We start from the raw sequence: 17,664 nt of genomic DNA on the forward strand, positions 1-17,664 counted from the left end.
CAATAAAACCGCTCATGCCTCCCGAAAGAAGCCCGCAGGATTTCCTGCGGGCTTCTTTGCACATTTTCGCCCATTTGCTTCATTCCCGCATTTGAAAGCGTATAATTTACGTCCGTTCGCACATGCTATGTTTGGCAGAGATAGAAACCCATTGTGACAGGATTTTCTTGAATCTATGGGTTCGACTCTGCAAGGCTGCCCGTTCATCGGGCGGCCGTCGTTTTTTACAAGGAAAAAATGCGGGGGACGAATTGTCAGAGCTGTAACAACGTGTTAAAATATAATAAGGTAGCTTGTATTACTGAGAAACCGTTCTATTAGAAGCACAAAAATAGAGTCCAAAGGAGACATGTATATGCCTTTTATTCAAGTTAAAACAACCGTCAAGCTCACCCCCGTGCAGGAAGACCTGCTCAAGGCGAAATTTGGCGTGGCAATCGAACTGCTCCCTGGAAAATCCGAAAACTGGCTCATGGTCGCGTTCGAGGGCAACAGCCACATGTATTTTAAAGGAAAGTGTAAGCCGGACATCGCTTTTGTGGAAGTCAAATTGTTCGGCAAAGCGGGAAAACAGGATTACATAAAACTGACGCGTGAACTCTCTGGCATCCTTCATGAGGAATTGGGACTGGATCCGACACAGATCTACATAAAATATGAAGAAGTCACTCATTGGGGCTGGAATGGTAATAATTTTTAAGAAATGACAGCTTCAAATATATCGCATTTTCACACAAAAGGTTGGCCCGTTGCATGGTTTCCAATAGATCTTGTTTATGAATGGAAAACCGGCGGAATTTCGCTGCGAAATATTGGTCTGCAAAACAGAGACTACTGGAATACAACGCATATCCCGGGTATTTCTAGGGTTGCAGAACAATATTTTAGCCGAAATAGGCTTACTATTTTAAACAAGGCCTAACCCAATGCCAAACAGGGAGAACCTTATGCTATTGAAATGGCTTGACAACATCATCTGGCACAACACGACTTTGAGCGATACCCTGCATAACAAGAATATTTATCTGCATCTGTCTCTGCAAAACGCTTGTCTATTCGCTTTGATGGCCCAGGCCACATTTCTCATTTTTTTCATACATGTGGGGGTCTGGAGCCTTTGCATTGTCAACATTTGCAGCATTTTAGGCTACCTCCTCTGTTATTGGCTGGTTTTGCAAAACCAGTACACACCTGTAGGTGTAATCCTCACCACCGAGCTCGCGGTCTATGCCACCATATCAGGGCTTATTCTTGGAAATGGAAATTATGGCCTTCTTGGCATTTTCATGGATATCTCGCTGCAATTGCTGATTCCTTATATAGCCACCCGCGTCCGGATCATCATCTCGTCTCTTTTAACGCTGCTTCTCATCTCGCTGATCATCATGGGCTATACATTTCAACCGTTGGTCGATTTAGGCAAGGCCAATATGGTGCTGTGCATCTTGCATGTACTTTCTTCGATTGGCGCTTTACTCATCGGTGCTCTGCTCTTACCGCGCGTGCAGACATCAGTCAATTACTGGGTGCGGCATCAACTGGAAGAATTGAAAACCGAGGCCTATCTGGACCCGCTGACACAATTACATAACCGGCGTTACGCCGATATTGTCTTCGACCAACTGCGACATTATACAACAAGCAGTTTGTGGCATGTGGCTCTTTTGGATATTGATGACTTTAAATTTATCAATGACGACTATGGTCATCTGGCAGGCGATATGGTTTTAAAAGCCCTTTCCGAAACGGTTCAGGAGCAGCTGCATGCAGGTGATTTTGCGTTCCGCTGGGGCGGTGAGGAATTTCTTTTCCTCTTGAAAAATTGTACATCCGCTCAAGCATATGCCCGCCTTGATAACATCCGTAAAGTGCTTGGTCAAAGCGCCGTGCGTTATGAGCAAGCCTCCATACACTTCACGGTCACCATCGGCGCCGGGAAGCTGGACTTGCAGGACATCATCGGCAGCATCAACAACTGCGACCAGAAAATGTATCAGGGCAAACGGAGCGGTAAAAATAAAGTCGTGTTTTAACCGAAGATAGCCGGCATCACGTCCAGCCTTTTGGTGGACGTGATGGCAATCTTTATCTATCTACAATTGGGATTCTGTGATGTATACTAAAATCATCTAAATACTACGCCTCAAACGGGTCTCTCTTGTTGTGCGTGAAACACCGCCCCGCTGTGCCAAAAGTACACAGCATGGGCTCTATTTTCGCGCTCGTGTCGGTGCAATCTTTGGTGTGAAATCGTTATCATTTGTTTTTTGCGAGCCAAATCCAGAATTCCAGACCGTAGAGGAGTTTACTGAATGAATACCGGTTATCAAAAAAATCGCTTGTGGATTATCACTGCGCTATTTCTTGCGCTCACGTTTCTTGTCACAGCCTACCTGCTGCACATCCCCGTGCCCGCCACCGACGGTTACATCCATTTAGGCGACGCACTGCTCTATCTGGGCGCAAGTATGCTGCCCACTCCGTTTGCGGTGGCGGCCGGCGGCATCGGGGAGGCTCTTTCCGACGCGCTGACCGGAAGCTTGATTTACGCTTTGCCCACCCTGATTATCAAATCCTGCATGGTGCTCTGCTTTACGTCCAGGCGGGCAACCATCCTCTGCAAACGCAATCTGGTTGCCATTTTCGCGGCAGGCGGCATTTGTGTCGGTGGCTACTATCTGACCGAAGCTGTTTTATTTCACAATCTGCTCTCTCCTATTTTAGAGATTCCGGGCAATGTGGTACAGGTTGCCGCCAGCGGAGCTATTTATGTCGTTGTCGGCATTGCTTTCGACCGTGCAAAGATGAAAAACCACCTGTCCGCCGTCCTGCATCGCTAAGGTTGTGGATCTTCTGGGGCCATAAAAAGCCGGCAGTCGGTTCACCACTACTTCGGGAATACTTTTCCACACTTTCCACAAGCGGATGTGGAAAACCATTAAAAACCGGTCGAAATCAAGGGGTTTTCCCTTCTTCGACCGGTTTTTTTGGTGAACAAACAGTGGAAACCGTTAAAAATCTCTTTTTCCGTGCACATCTGCAACTTTTCCGCATCACATAGCGGTTCCAAATTGCTTACGCTTTAACAGGATGCGCAGGGAGTTTGCCACCGCCAAAAGAGCCACGCCCGTATCCGCAAACAGCGCTGCCCAGATGTTGGTATACCCCATGGTTCCCAGAATGATGACCACTGCTTTCACCCCAAGCGAAAACACAATGTTCATGAGGACAATCACGCGCACATAGCGGGCAATACGGATAACGGTCGGTATCTTGGAGGGTAGGTCGTCCATGATAACGATGTCTGCCGCTTCCACCGCTGCATCCGACCCAAGGCCGCCCATTGCGATACCGATATCCGCGCGGGCCAGCGAAGGTGCATCGTTAATGCCGTCTCCTACAAAAGCAGCCGCGCCAGCCGTTTGCGCAGCAATATGCTCAAATGCCGCCACTTTCTGATCCGGAAGAAGCTCCGCATGTACCTCATCTAAGCCCAACGTCTCTGCTACCTGTTCGGCCACTCTCTGGCGGTCGCCGGTTAGCATGACGATTTTTGCAATTCCCATGGCTTTCAGACCGCGCACCGCCGCTTCTGCATCGGGTTTACAAATATCTGAAATATCCAGTGCGCCAAGGTACTGCCCTTCCCTTGCCACATACACAATCGTACCTTCGGCGTCGCAAGGTTGAAACGGCACATTTTCATACTCCAGCAGTTTGGCGTTTCCCGCCAAAATCACCTGTCCGCCCGTCTGTACGCGCACACCCATACCCGCCAGCTCCGACACCTCATCCGGCGGCGTATCCACTGTTAAACCGTCCGCCGCTGCACGGATGGATTTGGCGACCGGATGGTTTGAGCGCTGTTCCGCCTGTGCAGCGGCAGCAAGCAGTTCAGATTCCGTGACGCCGTCCGCGGGAAACACTCCCGTCACCTCGAAGACACCTTTGGTCAGCGTTCCGGTCTTATCGAACACCACCGTATCCACACGGCTGAGCATATCCAGATAATTGCCGCCTTTGACCAATATGCCGTTAGCAGATGCCGCGCCGATGCCCGCAAAGAAACCCAGCGGCACCGAAACCACCAGTGCGCATGGGCAGGAGACCACTAGAAAGATTAACGCACGGTAGATCCATGGCGAAAACGGCTGGTGTAACAGCAACGGGGGCAAAACCGCCACCAGCAATGCCCCGATGGTAACAGCCGGCGTATAATACCGGGCGAATTTGGTAATAAAATTATCTGCTTTGGCCTTGCGGCTGCCCGCATTCTGTACCAGTTCGATGACCCGCGCGACGGTGGATTCGCCAAATACGCGCGTCACCCGCACAGTCAGCAATCCCGCCTGATTGACATATCCGCCTGCTATGAAACTGCCGACTGACACCGCACGCGGCGTCGGCTCTCCAGTCAACGCGGATGTGTCCACAAAGGAGCGGCCCTCCGTCACCTCGCCGTCCAAAGGCACGCGTTCGCCGGGGCGGATCTCAATCAAGTCCCCCACTGCCACATCTTCGGGCGGCACAGTCTCTACGCCATGCGGTGTTTTCCGGTTGGCGACATCGGGACGAAGCCCCACGAGACTTGCTATGGACCGTCTGGAGCGTTCGGTGGCCAAATCCTGCAAAAACTCTCCCACCTGATTGAACAGCATGACCGCCGCGCCCTCTTTATAATCCCCAATGGCGAAAGCGCCGAGCGAAGCCACACTCATCAGCAGATTTTCATCAAAAAACTGGCCGCGACGCAGATTGCCAAGCGCTTTCAGAAATACACCGCCGCCGGATATCAACAGCGACGCGGCAAAAATCGCAAAGATCACTGGAACACCGGCATGAAGCAAAACGCTTCCCCACCCCGCCGCATATACCGCCGCACCCACAATCAGCCGGATGCGGTCCCGCCGTTCTGCCGCCTCCCCGTCCGTTTCATCAGGCTCCGCCTGCCTCTGCGCAGAATCCGCCGCCTTCTCATGAGGATTATCTTCTATTACGCGCACCCCCGGCTCGATCCGCTGCACAATACGGTCAAGATTCCGCTGAATCTCTACCGATGCAATCGATTCATCGGTTTCCAGATACAGCCGCTGACGCATTAAGTCGATGTTCGCCCGCCGCACACCCGCCAATTCAGCCGCCTTGCCCTCAATCTTTGCCGCACAATGCGGGCAAGTCAGTTTTTCCATTACATACACCTTCTTCATAGGTGTTCAGCCCCTTTCTTCTTTCTCTTGGACATGGGTTCGCCCTTGATGGAAAATTGTGCTGATATGATCGTCGCAAAGGGAATAGTATGCCATCTTTCCTTCGCGACGAAACTTGATGACGCGCGCCTGCCGTAAAATCTTCAAGTGGTGGGAAATGACCGACTGGCTCATGCCGGTCACGGTTGCAATATCGCAGACACACATTTCGGAGACAATCAGCGCCCCCATAATCTTCAACCGGGTCGGGTCGTCAAACATATGGAAAAATTCCGACATATAATAGAACGTTTCATCATTGTCGAGCACACTTTTTACGTGGTCGACCACATCTTCATGCACAACGGACACGCTGCACAGCCCATCATCCTTTTTAGACGCCACAGAATCACCCCCAAACGCATATTCATATGAACATGTGTTCATATGTTTGTCTGTAGTATAGCATATGCAGCCGCACACTGCAAGTGTCTTGAAAAAAATTATAAAAAAGGCGGGAAATCCTCCCGCCCACACAATGCCGTCGACTCGACAACATGCAAATCTGCCTTTTGTAAATAATTTCCTACCGAAACATGCAAGCGTCTACCACCGCAATTCGCCTTATCTGTGAAATGTCACGCTTTGGCGGCCACCGCCTCGGGCGCTCCCAACGCAGGCGCGAAACTGCGCCGGAGCTGTGCCGCCGGGAACAAGGTGCGCACCGCCTGCCGAAACCCCGCGCCGCCGCCCACACAAAACAGAGGGGGCTGCGTAGCGCCCCGTGCACGCAAATCCGCCAATGCCTCTATCCAAAACCGGTAAGACGGTTTGGCGTTCATACGGATGCCCAAAACTTCCCGCCTGCCCCCAGGCAATTCCCCAAGCAGCAATTGCGCGGTACGCCCCCGGATGCTCTGCTCACGCACCGTTTCCAGTGCGATAAACGGGTACTCGCTTTCCAGACGCCGCATCTGCCACGCGCGAACCGCGGGCAGCAGGTGTGCAGCAATATGCCTCAGCTCTTCCTCTGCCTGAGGTGTGTCATAAAGCGCGCGCACTTGTTCCATAAACGTTTCCGTGTCGGCATCCTGTGCAAACAGAAACAGCAGCTTTTCCTCCAAGCCGCGTGCATCCCTCGCATACCGATTTAAGATGTGCGGCGTATACACACCGCCCCTGTCGCGGGGAACGGCCAGCGGTACCGGCCCAAACGTCGTGCGCAAAGTGCGCGCCGAATACCCATTGCGAAAGTTTTTCTCACCGGTTTCCCCAAACCGCCGCTGCGAGCGGTCATACCCCAGTGCCGTATCCAGTTCTCCCTGCATGACCGCTTGCAACGCCACTTGCAGCAAGCGGGCCGCGCCCTCCGCTGCCGGTACACGCCGTCCTGTCTGTTCTCGTTCCATAAATTATCCCATCCTTTCCGTGTATTCTTATTCTTATTTTTACCAATTTCCCGCTGGTATACACAACAGAATCCAATTTTTGTAAATAAATTTTTTGCCGCTGATTTTCGATTGTACTGATAGACGCATATGACAGGGAATCAACCCGCGTCCGCCGCCTTGACAATGGTTGCATCGAACGGTATAGTGTAGAAAAGAAAGATTACAAGCCCGACGCCCGATGCGGCGGGATTTCCATTATTTACCCTTTCATGGAGGCACCGATTGAATATCCTTATGGCAGGTGTGGATCACACCACGGCGGCAATCGCGGAACGTGAACGATTCACTTTTACAAAAACACAAATGGGACAGGCCTTGACTTTTTGCCGCGCACAGGCTGGCGTAACGGGGGCTGTGCTGCTTTGCACCTGCAACCGCACAGAGCTGTATCTCTCCACACACAAGGACGCGCCAGTGAATCCGGCCGCATTGCTGACACAGACCGCGCACCTTCGGCAGCCAGCCGAAAGGCTTTTGCAGGTGCACACCGGCAAAACTGCCGCCCGGCATCTTATGGAGGTCGCTTGCGGATTATGTTCGGCTTTGCGGGGAGATGACCAGATTCTCACACAGGTACGGCAAGCGCTGGAACTGGCACGCGCGGCGCATTCCACCAGCTCTGTGTTAGAAACCCTGTTTCGCCTGTCTGTCACCGCCGCCAAAAAAGTGAAAACACAAGTGCAACTGCGCGCAGTACCGGTATCGGCTGCCGCAGGCGCGGTGGAATTATTAACCGCGCGGCTTGGCTCATTGGCCGGGCGGAAAGCACTTGTCATCGGCAACGGTGAAATGGGCCGCCTCTCCGCAGAGCTGCTTCAAAAAGCCGGCTGCACGGTCACCGTCACGCTGCGCAGCTACCATCACGGAGAAACCGTTGTGCCATATGGCTGCCTGACCATCCCCTACGACAGCCGACTGCACGCCGCGGCGGAGGCGGATATCCTCCTCAGTGCGACTTCCAGCCCGCACTTCACCTTGACCCGCGACATGCTGCAAAACCTGCCGTCTGCACCCCGGCAATGTATCGACCTCGCAGTACCCAGAGACATCGACCCCACCGTGGCCGACCTGCCCGGCATTTCTTATGCAGACATTGACGCGCTCGACAAGGTAGACCATACGGTCCCTGATGAACAGATGCAACAGATACTGGACATCTGCACAAACTATCTGGATCAGTTCACCGAATGGAACGACGGACGCATTCTGCGCGAAACGGCCGACGAACTGGCACAGGCGATTGAAATGCGGGTGCGTGCAGAATTGGACGCGGGTGCGGGCGATGGTGACGACACGGCTTATGCTGTACGCCGCGCGGTGGAAACGATGTTTTTCTCTCTAAAAGAACATTGTACGCCTGAGCTGCTGCACGTATTGCGGCAGGCCTCAGACACTGCACGTTTGCGCACACGGTAAATTGCGGGGGGCCTGCCGCCATTCGTCACCGGCCGCGAAAGGAGCTGCGCTTGGAACCATATCCCATGTTTCCTCTGTTTGTCCCTCTCGCAGGCAAATCGGTCGTATTCATCGGCGGCGGCGCAATCACCGCGCGGCGTGTGGAAAAACTGCTGGCATTCGGCCCGCGTATTCAGGTCGTTTCCCCTTCGCTTCACCCCGCTCTGCACACGCAGGCACAGACGGGAAAACTGCATTGGGAACCGCGCGCATATCGCACAGGGGATCTCGCAGGAGCCGCTCTCGCTGTTGCGGCGACCGATGACCGCGCCGTCAACCATGCCGTAGCGATGGAAGCACTGGAGCGAACGATCCCAATCAGCGTGGCAGATTGCCACGAGGAAAGCTCATTCTATTTTCCCGCCATCATGCGGGGCGACGGCTTGGTCATCGGCATGGTGTCGGAAACCGGAGAGGCGCACCATGCCGTGCGCGAAACCGCCGCCGAAATCAGGGGGATATTGAATGCCACAAAAGATCATTCGGGTAGGCAGCCGGGAAAGTCCTCTGGCTGTGATTCAAGCACGGATTGTAATGGATGCCATCCACAAGACCGACCCCGCACTTGACGTCCGGCTGGTTACCATGAAAACCACCGGCGACCGGTTAGCAAACGCAAAGTTGTCTTTGTTCGGCGGCAAAGGGCTGTTTGTGAAAGAGCTGGATCGTGCCCTGTTGACCGGTGAGGTGGATCTCACCGTGCACAGCTACAAGGACATGCCGATGGACACCGACCCCGCTCTGCCGGTGGTCGCCGTGTCTGAACGCGCCGACCCACGCGATGTGCTGGTGCTGCCCGCACACGCAGACGCCGCCGTGCCGACGACCTCCCTGGCATGGGGCTGTTCCAGCGCACGACGCGCCTGTCAATTACAGGCGCTTTTTCCCGGCATCCAAATCGAACCGGTGCGCGGCAATGTGCAGACCCGCCTTGCCAAACTCGATGGCGGAGGCTATGCTTCACTGGTGCTGGCAGCGGCCGGATTACTGCGTGCCGGTCTGAAAAACCGCATTAGCCGTTATTTTTCCACCCGGGAAATACTGCCCGCCGCCTGCCAAGGCATTCTGGCTGTGCAGGCGCGGCAGGGTACAGATCTTTCTTTTTTGCGGACATTCCATGCACCGGACGTATGGGATGCGGCGATAGCTGAGCGCGCATTTGTAAGAGCACTGGGAGGTGGCTGCGGAACACCGGTCGCCGCTTTTGCGGTAGTGGATGGCGGGGCATTGCGACTGGAAGGTCTGTTCCTGCACGAACAGACCGGCGAACTTTGGCGCGGCACACGCACCGGACCGCGCGCGGATGCGGCAGACATCGGCACATCGCTTGCCGAAACCGCGCAGCGCGAAACTCGATAAAACCATATGCATTCTGTAAAGATCAGCCGGTCTTTCCTTGACTCCGGATTGTGTTAGTGTATAATTGTATACAATTATGCAATCTGGAAGGGGCTTATCAATGATTCAGTATGACAACAACCGCCATCTGCTGGAACAACATGCCTATGCATACGACTTGCAGGATGTGGACCAGCCAAACCTCTACCGTGACTTATTTCCATTTTCGGAGGTGCCCAGCATTTCCTTCAACCACCGGCATGTACCTATGGATATGCCGGCGTCTATTTACATCACCGACACCACATTCCGAGACGGCCAGCAGGCGCGCGCCCCCTATACAGTGGAGCAGATTACGACGCTCTTTGATTACATGCACCGTTTAGGCGGTAAGAACGGGTGTATCCGCCAGACAGAGTTTTTCGTTTACAGTAAGCGGGATCGCGAATCGCTTGAGAAATGCAGGGAAAAAGGCTATGACTATCCCGAAATCACCACCTGGATTCGTGCAAACATGCAGGATTTCCAATTGGTGAAGGATTTGGGCATCCGTGAAACCGGAATCTTAGTAAGCTGTTCGGATTATCATATCTTCAAGAAGCTGCACATGACGCGCAAACAGGCAATGGAACATTATCTTGCGGTGGTCAAAGAGGCGCTCAGCGCCGGTCTGCGGCCGCGCTGCCATCTGGAGGACATCACACGCGCCGATTTTTATGGTTTTGTGGTTCCGTTTGTGGATGCCCTCACGCGCCTTGGCACTGAGGCGCATATGCCCATCAAGATCCGGGCCTGTGACACATTGGGCCTTGGCGTGCCGTTTCCGGGCGTGGCACTGCCGCGCAGTGTGCCGGGCATACTGTACGGGCTGCGGCATTATGCCGACGTACCGTCGGATTTGCTGGAATGGCACGGCCACAATGACTTCGGACTGGGCGTGGCAAACGCGTGCACCGCTTGGCTCTATGGGGCGGGCGCCGTCAACTGTTCCCTTCTGGGCATTGGGGAACGCACAGGCAACGTACCGCTCGAAACCATGGCAATGCTGTTTTCTTCTTTCCGCGGAGAGTCGTGCGGAATGGACTTAAGCGTCGTCACCGAGATTGCGGACTATTATGAACATGTGATTGGCTACCATATTCCGCCGATGACGCCATTTGCAGGCTCTGATTTTAACCTGACACGCGCCGGTATCCATGCCGACGGCCTTTTGAAGAACCCTGAAATCTACAACATATTTGATACGCAGAAAATCCTCAGCCGCGAAGCCGCCATTGCCGTGACCAACGCCTCCGGTTTGGCGGGCATTGCGTGCTGGATGAACCAGTTTTACCATTTGCCCGACAGTCTCTCCGTGCGCAAAACGGACCCCTTGGTCATCCGGTTAAAGGACTGGGTCGATCGGGAGTATGCGCAAGGGCGCGTGACTTCCATCAGCAATGAGGAGTTGGACGCCTGCGTCAGGAAACTTGAACCCGGACGATTTCCGGCACAGAAGGAACAAAGATGAAAAAACTCGACACGTCCAACCTCAGCCGCCATTCCCTATCCGAGCGTGTTTTTGAAGAAATACAGGAAAGTATCTTAAACGGAGCCCTTTCGCCGGGTGATCCGTTGCCGGAGATCAAGCTGTCGGAGGAACTGGGCGTGAGCCGCACGCCGGTTCGGGAAGCCCTCGGGAAGCTGGAACTGGAAGGTTTGGTCAAATCCATTCCCAACCGCGGCACCCTTGTGATCGGCATATCGGAAAAGGACATCGACGACATTTACACCATCCGGATGTATGTGGAAGGGCTTGCGGCAAAATGGGCCGCGCAACATATTGCCGATGAACAGCTCAACCAGCTGCGCAGCATTGTGGAACTACAGGAATTTTACGTCGAAAAAAAAGACTTCTTGCAAGTCTGGCAGCTGGATTCGCGCTTCCACCAATTGCTTTATAAGGCAAGCGGCAGCCATGTCCTAAGACATACCCTTTCCAACCTGCATCGTTATATCCAACGGGTCCGTGAACTCTCCATTAAAAAGCCCGGCCGCGCAATTCCCTCTGTGCGGGAGCATCGAAATATTCTGGAATCCATCATCAAACAGGATGGTGAGCTTGCGGAAAAATTGACGTTTGAACACATCCGCAACGCCCATCAGAACATCCAAAAGGGCATCTAACGCTGCGGGAGCTGTGCTTCATCCGCCGTATACCGCGCTTTCACAAGATATTGATAGGTGTTGTATTGGGCGCGCATATTTTCGCCCGAAACCGACACCAATTTATCTACGATTGGCTTGTCATTTTCGTACTGTGGCAGCATTTTGCTTTGAATCGTCACAACCTCATATTGGCACCCGATGAACAGATTGCGTATCTCTGAAAGTGTAAAGAAGCGCAAATGCGTCCGATCAAGAATGCCGGCATCCTCATAGGTAAAACGGCCACACAACAGGCCGTTCATGACCGAATAGTGCATGATATTGGGAATGCTGGCCAAAATATACCCGCCTTGTTTTAAATAGCGCTTCATGTTTTGTAAAACACGGCCGGGGTTTCTCAAATGTTCCAGGACATCCGCAAACAAGATGTAGTCAAACGACTGTTCCTCATAGGGAAGCGGCATCTGTTCCACATCCCAATCCTTGACATCCGCAAAAGATGCCGCGACAGCCGCCGCGTTCGGGTTGCTTTCCAGTCCATAAAGCTTTGCATGCGGATATAAATCCTTGATTTTCAAAAGCGTAGCGCCGCATGCACATCCCACCTCCAAAACACTTAATTCCCGCTCCGGTTTTTCCTGCATCAATGCCAGCACATCGGTGCGAACAAATGTGGAATATACGGACTGGAATCCCCACTTATCGGCAAATCTGTGGGCATTCTCAGCCAACACCTGTCTGAATTTGATAGGGTCTTTTTGAAAAGAAACACTTCCGCTATGATAGACAAATGTGTTTTGGGAAAGCATGAGGCAATATCCGGCCTGCTCAATACGAAAGGAATAATCGTCGTCTTCATAATTTCCCGGGAAAAAGCGTTCATCCAGCAACCCGACTGTATCAACGACCTCCCGTTTGATAAGCATACAGAAGCCGACCAATTTGATTTTCTGCTCGTATCTGGGCTTTGCACGATTATAGGTGTTCGCAAAGGCAAAAATGCTGCCGCGTTCGTTAAAATTAGCTGTGATCTGTTGGCCGTTGGAGCAATAATTGCTTACCGGCCCCACCGCACCGATGTTTTCCGCGCTATGGAGACATGCCTGTAAATTTTCCAACCAACACGGCGTAACCATCGTGTCATTGTTCAGCAGCAAGATATCATTGCCTTTTTCCGCAATCCCGATTCCCTGATTGCAGCCGGCAGCAAACCCCTTGTTTTCCTGATTTTCAATCAGCCGGATGTCTTTCTGATTCTTCAGCCATCCCACAGTTCCATCGGTGGAGTGATTATCCACCACAATGATTTCATACTTGTCTTTGGGGGTGTACTGGCGGATACTGTCGATGCAAAGTGCACTGTCCCCAAGACCGTTGTAGGTCAATATGACGATACTGCTTTTATTCATAAAAACTCGGCTCCTCGCACCTAAAACACATGTGCCATACACGAACGATTTTGTCTGCGCCATATGCGCACATTGCCGACTTACAATCGCTCCAGCGGCACCCATGAGCCGCCATCTCTATTTGCAGAAGTACAAAGAGTGGTGTAAAATAAAAAGTGCCGCAAAAGAAACCACTCTATGCGGCGTTGTGAGCGGACGTGTGGCACGCAAAACCAGATGATAGCCTTATATGCTATTTATTGTATGCGAAAATGCCTCAGCCGTGCCCAGCCATTGATTGACGAAAGAGAAATATGGAACTACGAATTGCCGCCGGCAATGGCAAAACAGAGTGCAAACAGACCGTATTCATCATAAATCAAATGAATGAGATCCCGGTTAACCTATCAGTGATGTAAATACATCTTTATTTTGCAGGGCGGTATCACGGCATCTCCGGATACAAATCAAACCACCCGAACGGAGGGGACACCCATGCCGACAGGAAAAGTCATTTTAGTGGGCGCGGGGCCGGGCGATCCCGACCTATTGACCGTCAAAGGCGCGCGGGCGTTGGCGGAGGCAGACGTGGTGGTCTATGACCGTCTGGTTTCCCCCGCCATCCTTGCGCGCATCCCCGCGCACGCTGAACGCATCGACGTAGGCAAGGAAAGCGGCAGTCATCCCGTGCCGCAGCAGCGCATCCAAGAAATCCTGCGGGACAAGGCGCTGGAGGGGAATCTGGTGGTGCGGCTGAAAGGCGGCGACCCGCTCCTATTTGGGCGCGGCGGTGAGGAACTGGCATTCCTTGCGATGAATGGTATCCCCTTTTCCGAGGTGCCGGGCATTCCGTCCGCCATTGCCGCGCCGGCTTACGCGGGCATCCCTGTCACCAACCGGGGAGAAGCGCGTTCCCTGCACATCTTTACCGGCCACGCCAAGGACAACGAATCACCGAAGATTGATTTTGAATCTGCCGCCAAGTTGGGCGGTACACTGGTCTTTCTTATGGGCGTATCCACGATGGAACATATCTGCGCAGGTTTGCTCGCGGCAGGGCTTTCACCCGTCACCCCTGCCGCCATTGTGGAAAACGGTACACTGCCCGTGCAGCGGCGCATTTCCTCCCGCCTTGCGAATATCGCGGCCGACGCCCGTGCGCAGGCAGTCCGCTCTCCATCCATATTGGTCGTCGGAGAAGTCTGCTCACAAGCACAAACTCTTGACTGGTTCAGCCGCCTGCCTTTGTTCGGTCGACGCCTCGTGCTGACCATGCCGGAGGATACGGTACAACCGCTTGCGGAACGCCTGCGCGCACTGGGAGCCGATACGCTCCTCTATCCCTGCATCCAGACCATTTCCCTGCCGGACGACAGCGCTCTGTGCACTGCAATCCACCGCCTGTACGCCTACCGGTTCCTGGTATTCACCAGCCGCCGCGGTGTAGACGCGTTCTTCCAGACACTGCGCGATATGGCACTGGACGCCCGTGCACTTGCTGGCTGTCAAGTTGCGGCAATCGCGCAGCACACAGCGGCACGGCTGTCGGAATGCGGCATCCGACCCGATCTGGTGCCGGAGCAGGCGGACGGCACCCATCTGGCGCAAGCAATCTTACAAGCAGCCAAACCCGGTGACCGTATCCTGCTTTGCCGCAGTGCGCAGGCCACACAAACACTGCCTGATCGTTTACACGCGGGTGGGCTGGAAGTGGACGACCTGCCTGCCTACGAGACACGCGCGCTGCCTGGTGAAGCATCGGATGCCGCATTCGCAGACCATCCGCCGGATGCTGTTGTATTCACCAGCGGCTCGGCGGTGGATGCGTTTCTGCATCGTTCCGGGATGCATCCAACATCCATACAGGGCATCTGCATTGGGGAAACGACCGCCGCACGCGCCCGTGCACACGGCATTCGCTGCACCGTGGCGGATCATCCCGACCCCAACGCTCTTATTGATACAATCTGTGAGGTAACAAAACATGGAACTTTCTGAACGTCCGCGCCGTTTGCGCCGGACACCCGTTTTACGCAGCCTCGCACGCGAGACCCGACTTTCCCCGCGCGCGCTGATTTGGCCATTGTTCATCGTGGAGGGACAAGGTATCCGGCGGGAAATCCCTTCATTGCCCGGGCAATATCATTACAGCCCCGACAAACTGCCTGCCGCCGTGGAAGAAGCACTGGCGGCAGGGGTAAGCGCTTTTCTGTTGTTCGGCCTGCCCGCTTTGAAAGACGAACTGGGCTCCGGCGCGTATGACCCAAACGGCGTAGTGCAGCAAGGCCTGCGGCTGCTGCGGGAACGTTTCCCACATATTCTGCTCATCACCGATGTGTGCATGTGCGAATACACATCCCACGGGCATTGCGGCATTCTGCACGGTCATGAGGTGGATAACGACGCCACATTGCCTTACATTGCCAAGATTGCACTCTCCCACGCACAGGCGGGCGCAGACATTGTGGCACCCTCGGATATGATGGACGGACGGGTGGCCGCTATCCGCCGCACACTCGATAATAATAGCTACTCGCATATCCCCATTTTGTCCTACGCGGTTAAATATGCCTCCGCATTTTACGGGCCGTTCCGGGATGCGGCAGGTTCTGCGCCCGCGTTCGGTGACCGCAAAGGCTACCAGATGGACCCGCATAATGTGCGGGAGGCGCTGCGGGAAGCGGCGTTGGACGTGCGCGAGGGCGCCGACATGCTGATGGTCAAACCTGCGATGTCGTATCTGGACGTAGTGCACGCGGTACGCGAGCGGTTCGATCTTCCACTGGCGGCCTACAGCGTCAGCGGCGAATACGCCATGATAAAAGCCGGCGCGCAGGCAGGGCTGATCGATGAATATGCGATCCTCTGTGAAAGCGCGCTCAGCGTGTTCCGCGCGGGCGCAGACATTTATATTACCTATTACGCCAAAGAATTGGCACAGGCCATTCAAAAGGGGGATATCGGTTGATGGATACCAGCGAAACATTTTTCACACGTGCAAAAGCAGTCATCCCCGGCGGTGTAAACAGCCCCGTGCGCGCGTTCGGCGCCGTGCACGGCATTCCCCGCTTCATCCAAAAAGGAAAGGACGCGTCGATTTACGATGTGGATGGAAACGTCTATACCGATTATGTCTGCTCCTGGGGACCGCTGATTCTGGGACATGCGCACCCCGATGTTTTAGAACGGGTTGCTGAAACCATGAAAAACGGACTGAGCTTTGGCGCACCTACCACGCTGGAAGTAGAGGTTGCGGAACTAATTGTGCAGATGGTGCCGCACATTGATAAGGTCCGCATGGTCAACAGCGGCACCGAGGCCGTTATGAGTGCGCTGCGTTTAGCGCGCGGTTTTACCGGACGCGATAAGATTGTGAAATTCGACGGCTGTTATCACGGACACTCCGATGCGATGCTGGTCAAAGCCGGTTCCGGTGCTCTCACCACGGGCCGCCCTGACAGCCTTGGTGTGCCAGCAGGTGCGGCACAAGATACGCTGGTCGCAAACTACAACGATTTAGAGAGCGTGGAAAAGTTGTTCGCCGAGAACCACGGGGAGATTGCCGCTGTTATTGTTGAACCGGTAGCCGCCAATATGGGTGTGGTACCGCCCGAACCGGGCTTTCTATCCGGCCTGCGCAAGCTTTGCGATCAAAACCATGCACTGCTGATCTTTGACGAGGTCATCACCGGCTTCCGGCTCGCACCCGGCGGCGCGCAGGAAGTGTTCGGCGTGCGTGCCGATATCGTCACATTCGGCAAGATTATCGGCGGCGGTATGCCGGTGGGCGCCTATGCTGCCCGTCAGGAAATTATGGCTTATGTTGCACCGGTCGGAGCAGTCTATCAGGCAGGCACGCTTTCCGGCAATCCTGTTGCCATGGCGGCGGGTCTTGCACAGCTCTCCATCCTCCATGAACACCCTGAAGTCTACGCCTATATCGGCGCATTGGGGAAACAGTTGGCACATGGCCTGTCGTTTCTCGCCGAAAAACACCATATCCCCGCTGCAGTAGGGCATTTTGGCTCTATTCTAACGCTCTTTTTCCACAATGGCCCGGTACTTTGTGGAAAACAAGCGCGTGAAAGCAATACGGAAGCCTACGCCGCCTTTTTTAACGGGATGTTAAAAAGTGGCTCCTATTTTGCCCCATCACAGTTTGAAGCGGCTTTTTTAAGTGCTGTCCACACACAGGATGCTATAAAAAAGACGCTGGCCACAGCAGACGCAGTTTTCTCAGAAATGGAATCCACCTATGGCGCAGGGATGACACCATGACCGGCATTATTGTGCTGGCGCATGGCAGCCGCGAGGCACAGGCAGCAGCGGCATGGCATGCACTCGAGCAGGCGGTTCGTCTACAGCTAAAGCTAACTTCGGCAAGCTCACACAAAGCCCCACCGCTAATCCATTTTCAGTTCGGCATGGGCGGTCTCCCAGAGGCTTTGGACACACTGACCGCTGCCGGTGCTGACGACATCGCTATCCTGCCGTATTTCCTGTTCTCCGGTTATCACCTGCGCCACACGATTCCCGAATTGATACAGGCATGGCAAAAGGCGCACCCGAAGGTGCGCCTTTCTTTGGATTCCGCGCTGGGGGAGGACCCTCGCATGGTCGACTTGCTGGCAGAGCGTATCGGCAACGCGGCCACAGATCAAACGGGTTCGTAACAATGTCCGCGCTTTTCCACAGACA

The 17,664-nt window shown here is 54.0% G+C and carries 16 protein-coding genes; 12 read left to right on the forward strand and 4 right to left on the reverse strand.

The window, feature by feature from the left end; genetic code table 11:
• The first annotated feature begins 355 nt into the window (after positions 1-355).
• The 3 genes from ABF463_RS00515 (at position 356) to ABF463_RS00525 (ending at position 2,840) form a co-directional block, all read left to right on the forward strand.
• Positions 356-700, forward strand: a complete 345-nt coding sequence (locus tag ABF463_RS00515) for a phenylpyruvate tautomerase MIF-related protein (RefSeq protein WP_415531577.1) — start codon at positions 356-358, stop codon at positions 698-700.
• Positions 701-947: 247 nt separating this feature from the next.
• Positions 948-2,033 (forward strand): GGDEF domain-containing protein, encoded by a 1,086-nt coding sequence (locus ABF463_RS00520; RefSeq protein WP_415531578.1) that lies wholly within the window; start codon positions 948-950, stop codon positions 2,031-2,033.
• Positions 2,034-2,312: 279 nt separating this feature from the next.
• Positions 2,313-2,840, forward strand: a complete 528-nt coding sequence (locus ABF463_RS00525) for a TIGR04002 family protein (RefSeq protein ID WP_415531579.1) — start codon at positions 2,313-2,315, stop codon at positions 2,838-2,840.
• A 213-nt stretch (positions 2,841-3,053) separates the two neighbouring features.
• Here ABF463_RS00525 and ABF463_RS00530 read toward each other — a convergent pair whose 3' ends face one another.
• The 3 genes from ABF463_RS00530 to ABF463_RS00540 all read right to left on the reverse strand — a co-directional run bounded on the left by ABF463_RS00530 (position 3,054) and on the right by ABF463_RS00540 (position 6,595).
• Positions 3,054-5,207 carry a heavy metal translocating P-type ATPase gene (locus ABF463_RS00530; RefSeq protein WP_415531580.1) on the reverse strand — a complete coding sequence of 718 codons (2,154 nt, stop codon included), beginning with the start codon at positions 5,205-5,207 and terminating at the stop codon, positions 3,054-3,056.
• Between the two features lie 6 nt (positions 5,208-5,213).
• The gene (locus tag ABF463_RS00535) at positions 5,214-5,591 is read right to left on the reverse strand and encodes an ArsR/SmtB family transcription factor (protein WP_415531581.1); all 378 of its coding nucleotides are present in this window, start codon (positions 5,589-5,591) and stop codon (positions 5,214-5,216) included.
• A gap of 233 nt (positions 5,592-5,824) precedes the next feature.
• On the reverse strand, positions 5,825-6,595 hold the full coding sequence (locus ABF463_RS00540) for a transposase (RefSeq protein WP_415531582.1): 771 nt from the start codon (positions 6,593-6,595) through the stop codon (positions 5,825-5,827).
• A gap of 264 nt (positions 6,596-6,859) precedes the next feature.
• Between ABF463_RS00540 and hemA the strand changes: the two genes are divergently transcribed.
• The 5 genes from hemA (at position 6,860) to ABF463_RS00565 (ending at position 11,596) form a co-directional block, all read left to right on the forward strand.
• Positions 6,860-8,053 carry a glutamyl-tRNA reductase gene (gene hemA, locus ABF463_RS00545; protein WP_415531583.1) on the forward strand — a complete coding sequence of 398 codons (1,194 nt, stop codon included), beginning with the start codon at positions 6,860-6,862 and terminating at the stop codon, positions 8,051-8,053.
• Positions 8,054-8,103: 50 nt separating this feature from the next.
• On the forward strand, positions 8,104-8,661 hold the full coding sequence (locus ABF463_RS00550; protein WP_415531584.1) for a precorrin-2 dehydrogenase/sirohydrochlorin ferrochelatase family protein: 558 nt from the start codon (positions 8,104-8,106) through the stop codon (positions 8,659-8,661).
• Entirely contained in the window at positions 8,558-9,451 is an 894-nt protein-coding gene (gene hemC, locus ABF463_RS00555) for a hydroxymethylbilane synthase (RefSeq protein ID WP_415531585.1), read from the forward strand. The genes ABF463_RS00550 and hemC overlap by 104 nt, the downstream gene beginning before the upstream one ends.
• Before the next feature lie 100 nt (positions 9,452-9,551).
• Positions 9,552-10,940, forward strand: coding sequence for a 2-isopropylmalate synthase (locus ABF463_RS00560; RefSeq protein ID WP_415531586.1), 1,389 nt, complete (start codon positions 9,552-9,554; stop codon positions 10,938-10,940).
• On the forward strand, positions 10,937-11,596 hold the full coding sequence (locus ABF463_RS00565; protein WP_415531587.1) for a GntR family transcriptional regulator: 660 nt from the start codon (positions 10,937-10,939) through the stop codon (positions 11,594-11,596). The genes ABF463_RS00560 and ABF463_RS00565 overlap by 4 nt, the downstream gene beginning before the upstream one ends.
• Here ABF463_RS00565 and ABF463_RS00570 read toward each other — a convergent pair.
• Positions 11,593-12,987 (reverse strand): glycosyltransferase, encoded by a 1,395-nt coding sequence (locus ABF463_RS00570; protein ID WP_415531588.1) that lies wholly within the window; start codon positions 12,985-12,987, stop codon positions 11,593-11,595. The two genes, ABF463_RS00565 and ABF463_RS00570, sit on opposite strands and share 4 nt — an antisense overlap.
• Positions 12,988-13,461: 474 nt before the next feature.
• Here ABF463_RS00570 and cobA point away from each other — a divergent pair, with 474 nt between their 5' ends.
• The 4 genes from cobA to ABF463_RS00590 are packed head-to-tail and all read left to right on the forward strand — an operon-like array spanning position 13,462 to position 17,639.
• Positions 13,462-14,964, forward strand: a complete 1,503-nt coding sequence (gene cobA, locus ABF463_RS00575; protein ID WP_415531589.1) for a uroporphyrinogen-III C-methyltransferase — start codon at positions 13,462-13,464, stop codon at positions 14,962-14,964.
• On the forward strand, positions 14,951-15,934 hold the full coding sequence (gene hemB / locus ABF463_RS00580; protein ID WP_415531590.1) for a porphobilinogen synthase: 984 nt from the start codon (positions 14,951-14,953) through the stop codon (positions 15,932-15,934). The genes cobA and hemB overlap by 14 nt, the downstream gene beginning before the upstream one ends.
• A complete protein-coding gene (gene hemL, locus ABF463_RS00585) occupies positions 15,934-17,244 on the forward strand; it encodes a glutamate-1-semialdehyde 2,1-aminomutase (RefSeq protein ID WP_415531591.1) in 1,311 nt (436 codons plus the stop codon). The genes hemB and hemL overlap by 1 nt, the downstream gene beginning before the upstream one ends.
• Positions 17,241-17,639: a sirohydrochlorin chelatase gene (locus tag ABF463_RS00590; protein ID WP_415531592.1), complete on the forward strand. Its 399-nt coding sequence runs from the start codon at positions 17,241-17,243 to the stop codon at positions 17,637-17,639. The genes hemL and ABF463_RS00590 overlap by 4 nt, the downstream gene beginning before the upstream one ends.
• Positions 17,640-17,664 lie beyond the last annotated feature (25 nt).

Source organism: Ethanoligenens sp. (assembly GCF_047718355.1).
Classification (GTDB): Bacteria; Bacillota; Clostridia; order Oscillospirales; family Ethanoligenentaceae; genus Ethanoligenens.

Bases quoted from the DNA above. Each gene is read 5' to 3' on its own strand.
- ABF463_RS00565 (WP_415531587.1), top strand. From the start codon at position 10,937: ATGAAAAAACTCGACACGTCCAACCTCAGCCGCCATTCCCTATCCGAG.
- ABF463_RS00570 (WP_415531588.1), bottom strand. From the start codon at position 12,987: ATGAATAAAAGCAGTATCGTCATATTGACCTACAACGGTCTTGGGGAC.
- ABF463_RS00560 (WP_415531586.1), top strand. From the start codon at position 9,552: ATGATTCAGTATGACAACAACCGCCATCTGCTGGAACAACATGCCTAT.
- ABF463_RS00530 (WP_415531580.1), bottom strand. From the start codon at position 5,207: ATGAAGAAGGTGTATGTAATGGAAAAACTGACTTGCCCGCATTGTGCG.
- hemC (WP_415531585.1), top strand. From the start codon at position 8,558: ATGCCACAAAAGATCATTCGGGTAGGCAGCCGGGAAAGTCCTCTGGCT.
- ABF463_RS00525 (WP_415531579.1), top strand. From the start codon at position 2,313: ATGAATACCGGTTATCAAAAAAATCGCTTGTGGATTATCACTGCGCTA.
- cobA (WP_415531589.1), top strand. From the start codon at position 13,462: ATGCCGACAGGAAAAGTCATTTTAGTGGGCGCGGGGCCGGGCGATCCC.
- ABF463_RS00540 (WP_415531582.1), bottom strand. From the start codon at position 6,595: ATGGAACGAGAACAGACAGGACGGCGTGTACCGGCAGCGGAGGGCGCG.
- hemB (WP_415531590.1), top strand. From the start codon at position 14,951: ATGGAACTTTCTGAACGTCCGCGCCGTTTGCGCCGGACACCCGTTTTA.
- ABF463_RS00590 (WP_415531592.1), top strand. From the start codon at position 17,241: ATGACCGGCATTATTGTGCTGGCGCATGGCAGCCGCGAGGCACAGGCA.
- ABF463_RS00515 (WP_415531577.1), top strand. From the start codon at position 356: ATGCCTTTTATTCAAGTTAAAACAACCGTCAAGCTCACCCCCGTGCAG.
- ABF463_RS00520 (WP_415531578.1), top strand. From the start codon at position 948: ATGCTATTGAAATGGCTTGACAACATCATCTGGCACAACACGACTTTG.
- hemL (WP_415531591.1), top strand. From the start codon at position 15,934: ATGGATACCAGCGAAACATTTTTCACACGTGCAAAAGCAGTCATCCCC.